Consider the following 12520-nt stretch of genomic DNA (forward strand, 5'->3'; position numbering starts at 1 on the left):
GCCGGGGGTGTCCGTTCAGCGGCGTCTGCGCGCCCGCAGGTAGTCCCCCACCACGGCGGCGCCGAGGCCGTCGAGGTCCGGTGCGACCACCCGTCCCCCCACCCGGCGGGCCAGGCCGTCGACCACCCGGGCCAGCGACGGGTCGTCGCCGAGCCGGAAGATCGTCACCTGCGCGCCGAGGCGGGCCACGGCGTCGAGCTCGCGGACCGTCAGGCCCAGCGTCTCCGGGTGGGGCGGGTAGTCGAAGAAGGCGTGGCCGTCCGGCTCGAGGTGCGCGGTCGGCTCGCCGTCGGTGACCACCATGACGACGGGCTGCGCGTTGGGGTGCCGGCGCAGGTGCCGCCCGGCGAGGACCAGGGCGTGGTGCAGGTTGGTGCCCTGCTCGTAGGCGCCGTCGAGACCGGCCAGCTCCTCGGGGGTCAGCGACCGCGCGTGGCGGCCGAACCCGATCAGGGTCAGCGCGTCCCCGCGGAACCGGGTGCTCACCAGGTGGTGCAGGGCCAGGGCGGTGCGCTTCATCGGCACCCACCGGCCCTCCATGACCATGGAGAACGAGGTGTCCACGAGCAGCGCGACCGCGGCCTGGCTGCGCTGCTCGGTCTCGATGACCTCCATGTCGCGGACGTCGAGGGTGACGGGTCCGTTCCCGCCGTCCCCGGCCCGGCGCAGCACCGCGTTGGTGACGGTGCGGGTGGTGTCCCAGGGCTCGGAGTCGCCGAACTGCCACTCCCGGCTGGCCCCGGTGGGGTCACCGGCGGCGCCGGCGCGACGGGTCTCGCGCTCCCCGCGCCGGCCCGAGAGCTGGTCGGCGACGTCGCGCAGCGCGGTCTGCCCGAGCCGGCGCATGGCCCGCGGGGAGAGCCGCCACGACCCGTCCGGGGCCCGGTCGAGGTAGCCCTGCTCGGCCAGCGCCCGCTCCAGCTCTGCGAGCGTCCGCGCATCGGCCGCGGCCTGCGGGCCCAGCGCGCGCTCCAGGGCGTCGAGGTCGACGTCCTCCATCCGCGCCCCGGGGTAGGCCTGGCTCAGCGACTCCCCCAGCTGCTCGAGCTCGCCGATCTCGGCCATCGCCTGGGTGGCCTCGCCCAGGCCCATCCCCTGCTGGCCCTGCGGGTCGGCCGAGCCGTCCCAGTCCTCGCCCGGGCGCAGGGTGCGCAGCATCCCGTCGAGCTGGGAGAGCTGGTCGGCCAGCTCGGGGCTGCCGAACGCCTGCTGCGCGAGCTGGTCGAGCTCGGCGCGCTGCTCGGGGGTCATGGAGTTGCGGGTCCGCTGCGCGGCCGCGGCCTGCCGGGCCAGCGAGTCCAGCAGCTCCTCGACCGTGCTGGGCTGGTCGGGGAAGAAGTCCCCGTGCTTGGCCATGAACTCGTCGAAGGACTGGCTGGTGTCGTCGCCGCGGGCGTGCTCGGCGAGCAGCTCGTTGAGGTCGCGCAGCATGTCGTTCACGCGGCGGCGGTCCTCGTCGGTGGCGCCCTCCAGGGCCTGCTTCATGCCCTGGAACCGCTCCTCGAGCAGCTCGCGGCCCAGCAGGTCCTTGATCTTCTCGAAGTCCTCCCGGGCCTGGCTGGAGCGCCAGTCGTAGTCGCTGAGCTCGCGGACGGCCTGCGCGGTGGACGGGCTGCGCGCCTCGAGCTGCATCTCGGCGAAGCGGGCCTCGTCGTCGAGGTCGCGGGCCAGCTGCTTGCGCTCCTCGGTGACGGCGCGCTCCAGCAGCTCCTGGACCTCCTGCAGCGTGCCGTCGAGGTTGGTCTCGCGCAGCAGCTGCTTGCGCCGGGCGTTGGCCTGGCGGCGCAGCTCGTCGAGCCCGGTCGTGCTCTGCGTGCCGCGGCGCATCATCTCCCGCAGCGCGCGCCGCGGGCTGGTGCCGCCGAGGACGTCCTCGCCGATGGCGTCGAGCGCCTCGCGCAGGTCCACGGGTGGGGCCAGCGGGTCGGGGCCGCCGCTGAACCGGCCGTAGGCGTAGCGCCGGGCGCGCCGGCGTGCTTCCTCGCTCATGGGCGGGCCTCCCCCGTGGTGGTGGTCAGGACGAGTAGCGGGTGTTGCCGGCGTCGTCGGACTCCTTGGAGACCCGGCGCGCCAGGTAGAGCCCCTCGAGGGCCAGCTCGGCCGCGGCGGCGCGCTCGCCGTCGGTGTCGGCGTCGAGCCGGGCCTCGATCTCCCGGAGCACCGGCACCGAGGGCAGCGACCCCAGCAGGTCCGCGACGGCCACGGCGTCCCCGGAGACCACCGGCCGGCCCTGCTCCAGCGCCTTGACCAGGGGGCCGAGGTCGATGCCGCCGAGGGCGGCGCGGGCGGTCTCGGCCACCGAGCGGCGCAGCAGGTGCTCGAGGACCTCGTCCTCGCGGCCCTCCTCGCCGGACTCGAACTCGAGCTTGCCGCGCAGCACGTCGGGCACCGCGCCGAGGTCACCGACCCGGGCCACCGGGGTCTCCTCCCCCAGCAGGGCCGAGCGGCGCAGCGCGGCGGCGGCGACCGTCTCCGCGGCGGCCACGGCGAACCGCGCCGACACCCCGGAGCGCTGGTCGATCGAGGTGGACTCCCGCAGGTTGCGGGTGAACCGGGCGATGGCCTCGAGCAGGTGGTCCGGCAGCGTCGCCACCAGGTCCGCCTCCTGGGCGATGACGTCGATCTCGTCGCCCAGCTCGAGGGGGTAGTGGGTGCGCACCTCGGCGCCGAAGCGGTCCTTGAGCGGGGTGATGATGCGACCGCGGTTGGTGTAGTCCTCCGGGTTGGCGCTGGCCACCAGCAGCACGTCCAGCGGCAGCCGCAGGATGTAGCCGCGCACCTGGATGTCGCGCTCCTCCATCACGTTGAGCAGCGAGACCTGGATGCGCTCGGCCAGGTCGGGCAGCTCGTTGATGGTGACGATGCCGCGGTGGCTGCGCGGCACCAGGCCGTAGTGGATGGTCTCCGGGTCACCCAGGCTGCGGCCCTCGGCCACCTTGACGGGGTCGACGTCACCGACGAGGTCACCGACGGACGTGTCCGGGGTGGCGAGCTTCTCGGCGTAGCGCTCGCTGCGGTGCCGCCACGCCACGGGCAGGTCGTCACCGAGCTCGGCGGCGCGGCGGATCGAGGCCGGGGTGATCGGCTCGTAGGGGTGCTCACCGAGCTCGGCGCCCGCGATGACGGGGGTCCACTCGTCGAGCAGGCCGGTCAGGGTGCGCAGCAGCCGGGTCTTGCCCTGGCCGCGCTCCCCGAGCAGCACCAGGTCGTGCCCGGCGAGCAGGGCCCGCTCGAGCTGGGGCAGCACCGTGTCGGCGAATCCGACGATGCCGGGCCAGGGGTCGCGTCCCTCGCGCAGGGCGGTCAGCAGGTTGTGGCGGATCTCGTCCTTGACCCCGCGCTGCACGTGGTCGCTGGCGCGCAGGGCGCCGAGGGTGGTGGGACGGTCGGAGGTGGTGGTCTCGCTGGGGGCACTCACCCCGACCACGCTACGAGCGTGCGACGGACACCGCGCGACCGAGCGGGCCGGTGTTCGCCCCCGGCGAACCGTGTCAGGCGAGGGTGAAGGCGCACACCGGGTGCGGCAGGACGACGCGGTCGGGGTCGGTGCTGGCCGAGGCGAGCAGGGCCAGGACCTCCGCGCGGCGGTGCCCGGCCAGGCGGGCCTGCACGGCGAACTCGAGGACGGCGGGGTCCTGCTCCTCGCACCCGGTCAGGTCGACCTCGGCCGTCACCGGCTCCTCGGCGAGGCCGAGCCGCCCCGCCCGCGCGCAGTCCTGCAGGGCGGCGCGCACCGTCTCGTCCCACCACTGGGGGTGCCCCCCGGTCTCGGGCGCCAGCGCGGCCGCGACCTGGTTCAGCTCGCCGCGGGGGGCGTGCAGCACCAGCAGTTCCCCGCCCGGCACGAGGTGGGCCACCGCGGCACGCACGGACTCGGCCACGTCGCGGACGTAGTACAGCGAGTGGACGAACGTGACGACGTCGAAGCGTCCGGTCCCGGCGGGCAGGTCCTCCGGGAAGCGGCCCTGGTGGACGACGGTGGTGGCCCCGGTCGACCCGACGCGGCGCAGGAAGGCGGTGGCGCTCGGCCCGTGCGGCTCGACCCCGGTCCAGGCGACCGGCCGGCGGGGGTGGCGGGCCCGCACGGCCGTGGCGAGGGCGGCGTCCACGGTGCCGTCGCCGCAGCCGACGCTGAGCACCCGCAGCGGGCGGTCGGTGGGCCGCGCCGCGAGCCGGTCGGTGAGCCAGCCGACGATGGCGGCGCGCTGCCCGGAGCGGGCCTCGAACAGGTGGTGCCCGCGCGCGTAGGTGTCACCGTCGAGCGGGGGCAGCGGGTCCCACTCCTCGAGGAGCGCGGCCCGGTCGGCGAAGGTCTGCCTGGCGCTCACCCGTGGTCTCCGTCCCGGACCCCGCGGGGACCCCTGCCGGACCCGGCGGGCCGTCGGGGCCGACCGTAGTCTGGCTCACAGCGCACCACGGGCCACGCCGGCCCGCAGGGCGACCCCCGCCACCACCAGGAGCCCCATGTCGTCCGCGCAGGACACCGCCGCCCGCAGCCTCGCCCACTGGAGCGAGGAGGGCCGCCGGGAGATGGAGGCGTTCTACGTCCTCGCCACGGAGGACTACCGGCAGCTCGCGGCGGCCGCCGACTGGCCGGCGCTGCTGGCCGGGCGCTCCCGGGTGCTCGACGTGGCCTGCGGCTCCGGCAAGTTCCCCACCGCCCTGGTGCGGGACTCGCTGCCGCCCGAGCCGGCGATCACCGTCGACCTGCTCGACCCGTCGGCGTTCTCCGTCGCCGAGGCCCGCGCCGCGCTCGCCGCCCCGTTCACCCCGGGTGAGGACCTGGTGGTGACGCTGCAGGACCTGCCGCAGCGCGAGCCGTGGGACGTCGTGTGGGCCACCCACGCGCTCTACGCCCTGCCGCCCGACGAGCTCGGGGTGGCGGCGGAGCGCTTCGTCGCCGCGATCGCCCCGGGCGGGTTCGGGTTCGTCGCCCAGGCCGCGGCCACGTCGCACTACCTGGCCTTCTACGACGCGTACCGGGCCGGCATCCCCGCCGCCGCCGCCGTGGCGCCGTACACCACCGGCGAGCAGGTCCGCGACGCACTGGCCGCCGCCGGCGCGACGGTGCGCGACCAGCGGGTGCACTACACGACCTCGACCGACGACCGCGCCGTGGCCGAGGGCTTCCTGCAGCGCTGCGCGTTCGACGACTCCGTGAGCCTCGACGAGATGGAGGCCGCCCCGGTGCTGGGCGACTACCTGGCCGGCTGCCGTGGCACCGACGGCACCTACACCTTCACCCACGAGGCGGTCCTGCTGTGGCTCTGAGCTCCTCCGGTTCGAACGACCTGCTGCCCGAGGCCAACCGCGGCGAGGGCATCCACACCGAGTGGGCCGGTGACGACCAGCAGTGGTGGGACTGGTACGTCACCCTGGCCGAGAACCCGGAGGCCGCAGGGCCGCTCGTCGACGGCCCGGGCCTGCCCGACGTGCCCGCGGCCACCGACGAGGAGGTCGCCGTCCTGCTCAGCGAGCCCTACGCGGTGCCCGCCGAGGCCGTGGCCGCGTTCCGGGCGGAGGCGTTCGTCAAGCTGCCCGGGGTGCTGACCGCGCCCGTGGTGCGCAGGCTCGCCGAGCGGCTCGCCGAGCTGCTGCGCGCGGAGCACGGTGAGGACACCGCCGGGCGCTTCACGGCGCTGGAGCAGATGTGGCTGCACGACGACCTCATGCGGCTGGTCGCGACGTCCCCGCGCCTGGGCGGCATCGCGGCGACCCTGCTGGGCGAGGACGCGGTGCGGATCTACCACGACAACGCGTTGAGCAAGGAGCCCGGCTGCGGGCGCACCCCGTGGCACCACGACGACGAGCACTTCCCGATCGCCTCGACCCAGGCGGTCACCGCGTGGATGCCCGTCTCGGCCATCCCCGCCCCGATGGGTCCGCTGTCGTTCGCCCGGGGCGCGGACCTGCGGGGGGTGCTGGAGGGCCTGGAGTTCGACAAGGTCGGCACCACCTACGACGTGGCCGTGTCCCAGCGTTTCGGCACCGAGGGCGTCGCCGTCGAGGACGGGCCGTACGAGGTGGGCGAGGTGTCGTTCCACTCCTCGCTGTGCTTCCACACCGCGGGGCCCAACCGCACCACGCAGCCGCGTCGCGCCCTGGCCACGACGTACTACGCCGACGGGGCCCGGGTCGTGGACTCCCCCACGATGATCAGCGGCGCCTGGCGGGACTTCATCCCCGACACCGCGCCGGGTGCGGTCGCGGCCAGCCCGCTCAACCCCGTGGTCGGCCGCTCCTAGCCCTCCCCGTGGCCGCCGCGGCGGCCGCCGCGGCCGCGCCGGGCGCACTCTGCGGTGTCCTGGGCGCCGCGGGACCGCGCCGGGCGCACTGTGCGGTGTTCTGGGCGAAGCGGGACCGCGCCGGGCGCACTCTGCGGTGGCTGGGGGTCGCGGGGTGGCGGCGGGGGGATCAGGACCGGCGGGGGGCGCCCTCGCGCAGCGCCCGCTCGGCCAGGGTCCGCAGCGGTCCGGCCAGCTGGGTGTCGCCCAGCTCGACGTGCGTGGTGTCGGGCGCGGCGCTCTCGACGTGGGTGGTGACGATGCTGATCGACCAGGTGAACCCGTCACGCACCGCGGGGTCGGCCGGGGGCGGCGGGTCGGGGGGCAGCGCGGCCCGCACCAGCTCCTGCCACCCGGCGGGGTCGGCCGCCGCCTCGGTCTCGACCACGCCGCGGCGGGTCATCCCGGCCACCCCACCGGAGCGGCTCACCTCGATGCGCACCCCCGACCTCCTCAGGCCTTCGACGTGACCGGCACCCCGACCTCGCCCCACCCGGCCCGCACCGCCTGCTGCTCCGCCGAGCGGGCCCCGTAGCGCTCCCCGGCCGCGGCGACGGTGGCGGCCGCGAAGCCGGCGAAGTCGACGTCCGCCGCCAGTGTGCCCCCCGTCATCACGTCGAACCAGACCTGCCCGGCCCGCTCCCACGCCGGACCGCCCAGGGTGGTGGCCGCGACCTGGAACGCCTTGTTCGGGATGCCCGAGTTGAGGTGCACCCCGCCGTTGTCCTCTGTGGTCTCGACGTAGCCGGCCATCGTCGCCGGCTGCGGGTCGCGGCCCAGCACGTCGTCGTCGTAGGCGGTGCCCGGCGCGGCCATGTCGCGCAGCGCCCGGCCCTGCACCGCGGGGGTGAACAGCCCCTGCCCGACCAGCCAGGTCGCCTGCTCCGCGGTCTGGCCGAGCGCGTGCTGCTCGACGAGCACGCCGAACACGTCGGACACCGACTCGTTGAGCGCCCCCGACTGCCCCTGGTAGTCCAGCCCCGCGGTGAGCTGGGTGAACCCGTGGGTCAGCTCGTGGCCGATGACGCTGACCGAGATCGTGAAGCGGCGGAACACCTCGCCGTCCCCGTCGCCGAACACCATCTGCGTGCCGTCCCAGAACGCGTTGTCGTAGCCCTGCCCGTAGTGGACGGTCGCGTCGAGCCGCAGGCCCTTCCCGTCCAGGCTCGAGCGGCCGTACACCTCGTCGTAGAGCCGGTAGGTGTCGCCGAGGCCGTCGTAGGCCTCGTCCGCGGCGGCGTCCCCGGTCGTGGCGGCCCCCTCGGCGCGCACGAGGTCCCCGGGCAGCTCCTGGGTGCCGTGGGTGTCGTGGATCGCCCGCTGCAGCCCCGCGGCCGCGGTGGCGGTGGGCCGGGCGCCGACGCGGCCCGCCCGCATGGCCGCGTCGAGCTCGAGGGTGGCCCGGGCGCGGGCGGCGAGGTCACCGCCGCGGGCCGACGCACGGGCGGGCGCCTCGGCGATGCGCCGCAGCAGGAACGGCGGGACGACACCGTGCCGGACGACACCGTGCCGGACGACACCGTGGCGGACGGGGGCGGGGCGCTGGCTCCTCATCATGGGTCCCATGGTGCGCCCGCACCCCGACAGTCCGGGGACGGACGCGTCAGGCCGCGCCGGGGTGGTGCGCGGGCCCGCACGGCCCGGCGGGGGCGACCGGCACGGCCGGCTCGTCGGCCCCGGGGGTGCGGACCAGCGCCGCGGCCACCGCCGCCCCGGCCACCAGCAGCCCGGCCGCGATCGTCATGGCCACCCGGAAGCCGGGGCCGAACGCGCCCGCGTCGGTGTAGGCGTCACCGGTGAGCCCGGCCAGCACGGGCAGCGCGGCGACGGCCAGCAGCCCCGCGGTCCGGGCGACGGCGTTGTTCACCCCGGACGCGGTGCCCGCCAGGTGGTCCGGGGCCGCCCCGAGCACGGTCGCGGTCAGCGGGGCGACCATCGTAGCCAGGCCCAGGCCGAACACGACCACGGCGGGCAGCACGTCGGTCAGGTACGAGGCGTCCGCCCCCACCCGCAGCAGGAGCAGCAGGCCCGCGGCGGCGACGAGCGGCCCGGCCGTCATCGGCAGCCGCGGCCCGGTCCGCTGCGCCACCCGCCCGGCCCGCGCGGAGAGCAGCAGCATGAGCACGGTGACGGGCAGCGCGGCGGCGCCGGCGGCCAGCGCGGAGTACCCGCTGACCACCTGCAGCTGCAGCACCAGCAGGAAGAACACGCTGCTGATGGCCGCGTACACCACCAGGGTGACGAGGTTCGCGGCCACGAACAGCCGGGAGGCGAACAGCTCCAGCGGCACCAGCGGGTGCGTGCTGCGCCGCTCGACGAGGACGAACACCACCAGCACCGCCACCCCGCCCAGCCCGGCCGCCCAGGAGCCGCCGATCACGCCGTAGGTCAGCAGCCCGAGGCCGAGCGCGGCCAGCGCGGCGCCACCGAGGTCGAGGGCGGGGACCTCGTCGGTGTCCCGGCTCTCCGGCACGTGGCGCAGCGTCACCCACAGCACCACCGCGGCCAGCGGGAGGTTGATGAGGAACACCGCCCGCCAGGTGACCTGGTCGACGAGCCAGCCGCCGACGAACGGCCCGACGGCCCCGGCCACCCCGCCCAGTCCGGACCACGCGCCGACGGCGGCCCCGCGGTCGCGGTGGTCGAAGCTGGCCGAGATCAGGGCCAGGCTGCCCGGGGTGAGCAGCGCCCCGCCCACCCCCTGCAGCGCCCGCGCCGCCACCAGCACCTCGATGTTCCACGCCAGCCCGCACAGCAACGACGCCAGCGCGAACCACACCAGCCCGACGAGGAACACCCGGCGCCGGCCGTAGCGGTCGCCCAGCGACCCGCCGAGCAGGATCAGCGCGGCCAGGGTGAGCGTGTAGCCGTTCAGCGTCCACTGCAGCCCGGCGAACCCGGTGCCCAGGTCGCGCCCGATCGTCTCCAGCGCCACGTTGACCACGGTCGCGTCGAGCGAGGCCACCCCGGAGCCGAGGATGGTGGCGAGCAGCACCCAGCGCCCCCGGGCGGTGCCGGTGCGGACCAGGCCGGGGGTGCTCACCTCAGAACGCGGGCCACGGGATGGCCGGGCGCTCCCCGCTGGGCGAGGGCAGCTCGCGGTCGGCCAGCAGCCGGCGGACCCGGCGCTCGACGGCGGCGACCTCGCGCACGGTCAGGTGCTCGTGCAGCGTGTCCCCGAGCGCGCCGTGCAGCTGCGCGGCCAGCCGGGAGAGCACCTCGACGGCCTCGTCGCCGACGTCCTCCCCGGCCCAGCCCCACAGCACGGTGCGCAGCTTGTGCTGGGCGTGCAGGCAGATGCCGTGGTCCACCCCGTGCACGGCGCCGTCGAGGGCGGCCAGGACGTGCCCGCCCTTGCGGTCGGCGTTGTTGAGCACCACGTCGAGCACGGCCATCCGCCGCAGCCGCGCGTCGTCGGCGTGGGCGAGCACCACCCGCTCCCCGGACCAGTCCTGGGCGCGCAGCACGGTGCGGTACCCGGCGGGCACCTCCCGCGGCGGGCACAGCACGACGAGGTCGTCGCCGTCGAGCTCCTCCTCCACCACCGTGATGCCGTGCCCGGCACCGTCGTCCCGGTCGTCGACGTCGGAGATCGTGGCGGCGGCGGTGTCCACCCAGCGCTGCACCATGCCCTCGCCGAGCGGGCCGGAGCGCAGCACCGTCGTGGGCACCACGTCCCACCCGGTGGCGTCGGAGATGAGGTAGGAGGCGACCTCGCGGCCGGCCAGGGTGCCGTCGGGGAAGTCCCACAGCGGCCGCTCGCCGCGCACCGGCTTGTAGACGCACGGGGTGCTCACCCCGTCGAGGGTGGCGGTGCACAGCAGCGTCGCGTTGCTGGCCTCGACGAGCCGACCGGTGATCTCGAGCTCGCCGTGGCGCAGCACCTCGGCGACGTCCCCCGCGGGCAGCTCCTCGCCGGCCGCCGACACGCCCGCGTCAGTCCTCGTCCGGCTCGACCGCCGACGGCGAGATGCCGACGCCGCGCCGGTAGCCGTTGGTGCGGATGCAGACGTGCCCGGCGGGGTCGAGCGGCTCGCTGCACAGCGGGCAGGGCAGCCGGCCGGCGGAGATGACCCGGTCGGAGCGGGCCGCGAACTCCCGGGCCTGCTCCGGGGAGAGGAACACCCGCACGGCGTCGGGGCCCTCGTCGGTGTCGTCGAGCACGACGGACTCGTCGACCTCGGTGTCGGTGGCGGCGAGAAGCTCGACGACCACGGCGCCGGCCTCGGAGTCCCAGCCCAGGCCCATGGTGCCGACGCGGAACTCCTCCTCGACCGGGGTGGTCAGGGGGTGCAGGTCCCCGACGTCGTCGGTCTCGGCGGGCAGGTCGGCGCCGAAGCGGCGGTGCACCTCCTCGAGGAGGGCCCCGATGCGCTCGGAGAGCACCTGCACCTGCTGCTTCTCCAGCAGCACGCTGACCACGCGGGCCTGCTCGACGGCCTGCAGGTAGAAGGCGCGCTCCCCGGGCTCGCCCACGGTGCCGGCGATGAAGCGCTCCGGGGTGCGGAAGACGTGGATCACGCGTGCCATGGGTCCTCCGTCACGGTCGTGGGGGGTGCGGTCCGGGTGCGGGGGGCGGTGGGGGTGCTCATGCGCCGGCCCCGCCGCCGACGACGGCCCCGGCGGGCTCGTCCGACGCACCAGTCTGCCCGTCGGCACCGCCGTCCGCTGGCGGGGGTGCGGGGACGATCGAGCGCAGGTCACCGCCCGTGTCGTTGGTGCGCAGCACCAAGGGCAGCGTCTCGGTGTAGCGGACCACGCTGACCGAGCAGGGGTCGGCGGTGATCCGCTGGAACGTGTCGAGGTGGCAGCCGAGCGCGTCGGCCAGCACGGCCTTGATGGGGTCGCCGTGGCTGCAGGCCACCCAGAGCACGTCGCGGCCGTGCTCGGCGGCGAGCCGGGCGTCGTGGCGGCGGACGGCGGCGACGACCCGGGCCTGCACGGCGGCCAGGCCCTCACCCTCGGGGAACACCGCGGCCGAGGGGTGCTGCTGGACCACCTTCCACAGCGGCTCCTTGCCCAGCTCGCCGAGCTTGCGCCCGGTCCAGGTGCCGTAGTCGACCTCGGCCAGGTCGGGCTCCACGGTGGGCTCGAGCTCGCGGGCGGTGGCGAGCGGGGTGACGGTCTGGCGGCACCGCAGGACCGGGGAGGTGACGATGTCGACGATGGGGAGCTCGGTGAGCCGCTCGACCACCCGGTCGGCCTGCTCCCGCCCCTTCTCGTCGAGCTCGACGCCCTCGCTGCGGCCGGCGAGCACGCCGGCGGTGTTGGCGGTGGACCGGCCGTGGCGGAGCAGGATCACGGTCATGCACCGAGCCTATGTCGGACGGGCCCGCCGGGCCGCGCCCGGCGGGTGCGCCCGTGGCGAACGCCGGGGCCGGGTCAGGTGGCGCTGACCACGCCGGTGGCCAGCAGCACGAGCACCACGACGCCGAGGACGACCCGGTACCAGACGAAGACGTAGATCGTGTGGTTGACGACGTAGCGCAGCAGCCCGGCGATCGAGGCGTAGCCGACGACGAAGGCCAGCAGCGTGGCCACCGCCAGCTGGGCGCCGCTGGCCTCGAGCCCGGTGCCGGACGGGGAGAACGCGTCGGGCAGGGAGAACAGCCCGGAGGCGACGACGGCGGGGATGGCGAGCAGGAAGGAGTAGCGGGCGGCGGCCTCGCGGGTGAGTCCGAGGAACAGCCCGGCGCTGATGGTGCCGCCGGAGCGGGACACCCCCGGGACGAGGGCGAGGGCCTGCGCCGAGCCCATGACGACGCCGTCGCGCAGGGTCAGCCGCTCCAGCGGCCGGCGCTGGCGGCCCAGCTTCTCCGCGGCGAAGAGCACGGCGGAGAACACGATGAGCGCGGTCGCGATGAGCCACAGGTTGCGCGCGCCGGTGCGGATCTGGTCCTTGAACAGGTAGCCGAGCAGCCCGACGGGGATGGTGCCGATGATGACGTACCAGCCGAGGCGGTAGTCGAACCCCCGGGCAGCCCTGTTCGTCAGCCCGCGCACCCAGGCGGCGATGATCCGGGCGATGTCGCGGGCGAAGTAGACGAGCACCGCGGCCTCGGTGCCCAGCTGGGTGACGGCGGTGAAGGAGGCGCCCGCGTCGTCGCCGAAGAAGACGCCGGAGACGATACGCAGGTGACCCGACGACGACACGGGCAGGAACTCGGTGAGGCCCTGCACGAGGCCGAGCACGATCGCCTGGAGCCAGGTCATGGTCACGGGGTACGTCCTGCGGT

12 protein-coding genes are annotated in these 12520 nt (G+C 75.7%); 2 read left to right on the forward strand and 10 right to left on the reverse strand.

Annotation, left to right across the window (positions count from 1 at the left end; translation table 11 throughout):
* Nucleotides 1–15: 15 nt before the first annotated feature.
* The 3 genes from ACYVOF_RS04890 to ACYVOF_RS04900 all read right to left on the reverse strand — a co-directional run bounded on the left by ACYVOF_RS04890 (nt 16) and on the right by ACYVOF_RS04900 (nt 4328).
* Complete coding sequence (locus tag ACYVOF_RS04890) at nt 16–1989, reverse strand: hypothetical protein (RefSeq protein WP_460864404.1); 1974 nt, start codon at nt 1987–1989, stop codon at nt 16–18.
* A gap of 25 nt (nt 1990–2014) precedes the next feature.
* Entirely contained in the window at nt 2015–3418 is a 1404-nt protein-coding gene (locus ACYVOF_RS04895; RefSeq protein ID WP_460864405.1) for a sigma 54-interacting transcriptional regulator, read from the reverse strand.
* A gap of 73 nt (nt 3419–3491) precedes the next feature.
* Entirely contained in the window at nt 3492–4328 is an 837-nt protein-coding gene (locus tag ACYVOF_RS04900) for a class I SAM-dependent methyltransferase (RefSeq protein ID WP_460864406.1), read from the reverse strand.
* 136 nt (nt 4329–4464) lie between these two features.
* Between ACYVOF_RS04900 and ACYVOF_RS04905 the strand changes: the two genes are divergently transcribed.
* The gene (locus ACYVOF_RS04905; RefSeq protein WP_460864407.1) at nt 4465–5271 is read left to right on the forward strand and encodes a class I SAM-dependent methyltransferase; all 807 of its coding nucleotides are present in this window, start codon (nt 4465–4467) and stop codon (nt 5269–5271) included.
* Nucleotides 5262–6245, forward strand: coding sequence for a phytanoyl-CoA dioxygenase family protein (locus ACYVOF_RS04910; protein WP_460864408.1), 984 nt, complete (start codon nt 5262–5264; stop codon nt 6243–6245). Before ACYVOF_RS04905 ends, ACYVOF_RS04910 begins: the two co-directional genes overlap by 10 nt.
* A 169-nt stretch (nt 6246–6414) precedes the next feature.
* On the opposite strand, the gene ACYVOF_RS04915 is transcribed toward ACYVOF_RS04910, so the two are convergent.
* The 7 genes from ACYVOF_RS04915 to ACYVOF_RS04945 form a co-directional block, all read right to left on the reverse strand.
* The gene (locus ACYVOF_RS04915) at nt 6415–6726 is read right to left on the reverse strand and encodes a protealysin inhibitor emfourin (protein WP_460864409.1); all 312 of its coding nucleotides are present in this window, start codon (nt 6724–6726) and stop codon (nt 6415–6417) included.
* 11 nt (nt 6727–6737) lie between these two features.
* Entirely contained in the window at nt 6738–7841 is a 1104-nt protein-coding gene (locus ACYVOF_RS04920; RefSeq protein ID WP_460864410.1) for a M4 family metallopeptidase, read from the reverse strand.
* A gap of 46 nt (nt 7842–7887) precedes the next feature.
* Nucleotides 7888–9327 (reverse strand): MFS transporter, encoded by a 1440-nt coding sequence (locus ACYVOF_RS04925; protein ID WP_460864411.1) that lies wholly within the window; start codon nt 9325–9327, stop codon nt 7888–7890.
* A gap of 1 nt (nt 9328) precedes the next feature.
* The gene (locus tag ACYVOF_RS04930) at nt 9329–10192 is read right to left on the reverse strand and encodes an SCO1664 family protein (RefSeq protein ID WP_460864478.1); all 864 of its coding nucleotides are present in this window, start codon (nt 10190–10192) and stop codon (nt 9329–9331) included.
* 28 nt (nt 10193–10220) lie between these two features.
* Entirely contained in the window at nt 10221–10814 is a 594-nt protein-coding gene (locus ACYVOF_RS04935) for a DUF3090 domain-containing protein (protein WP_460864412.1), read from the reverse strand.
* Between the two features lie 58 nt (nt 10815–10872).
* Nucleotides 10873–11592: a histidine phosphatase family protein gene (locus ACYVOF_RS04940; RefSeq protein WP_460864413.1), complete on the reverse strand. Its 720-nt coding sequence runs from the start codon at nt 11590–11592 to the stop codon at nt 10873–10875.
* Nucleotides 11593–11666: 74 nt separating this feature from the next.
* Nucleotides 11667–12497 (reverse strand): undecaprenyl-diphosphate phosphatase, encoded by an 831-nt coding sequence (locus tag ACYVOF_RS04945; protein ID WP_460864414.1) that lies wholly within the window; start codon nt 12495–12497, stop codon nt 11667–11669.
* Nucleotides 12498–12520 lie beyond the last annotated feature (23 nt).

The organism is Rhodococcus aerolatus (genome assembly GCF_054783215.1).

What these genes read in the sequence shown, in the direction of transcription:
- ACYVOF_RS04890 (WP_460864404.1), bottom strand. Translation starts at nt 1,989, where the DNA reads ATGAGCGAGGAAGCACGCCGGCGCGCCCGGCGCTACGCCTACGGCCGG.
- ACYVOF_RS04905 (WP_460864407.1), top strand. Translation starts at nt 4,465, where the DNA reads ATGTCGTCCGCGCAGGACACCGCCGCCCGCAGCCTCGCCCACTGGAGC.
- ACYVOF_RS04920 (WP_460864410.1), bottom strand. Translation starts at nt 7,841, where the DNA reads ATGATGAGGAGCCAGCGCCCCGCCCCCGTCCGCCACGGTGTCGTCCGG.
- ACYVOF_RS04935 (WP_460864412.1), bottom strand. Translation starts at nt 10,814, where the DNA reads ATGGCACGCGTGATCCACGTCTTCCGCACCCCGGAGCGCTTCATCGCC.
- ACYVOF_RS04940 (WP_460864413.1), bottom strand. Translation starts at nt 11,592, where the DNA reads ATGACCGTGATCCTGCTCCGCCACGGCCGGTCCACCGCCAACACCGCC.
- ACYVOF_RS04945 (WP_460864414.1), bottom strand. Translation starts at nt 12,497, where the DNA reads ATGACCTGGCTCCAGGCGATCGTGCTCGGCCTCGTGCAGGGCCTCACC.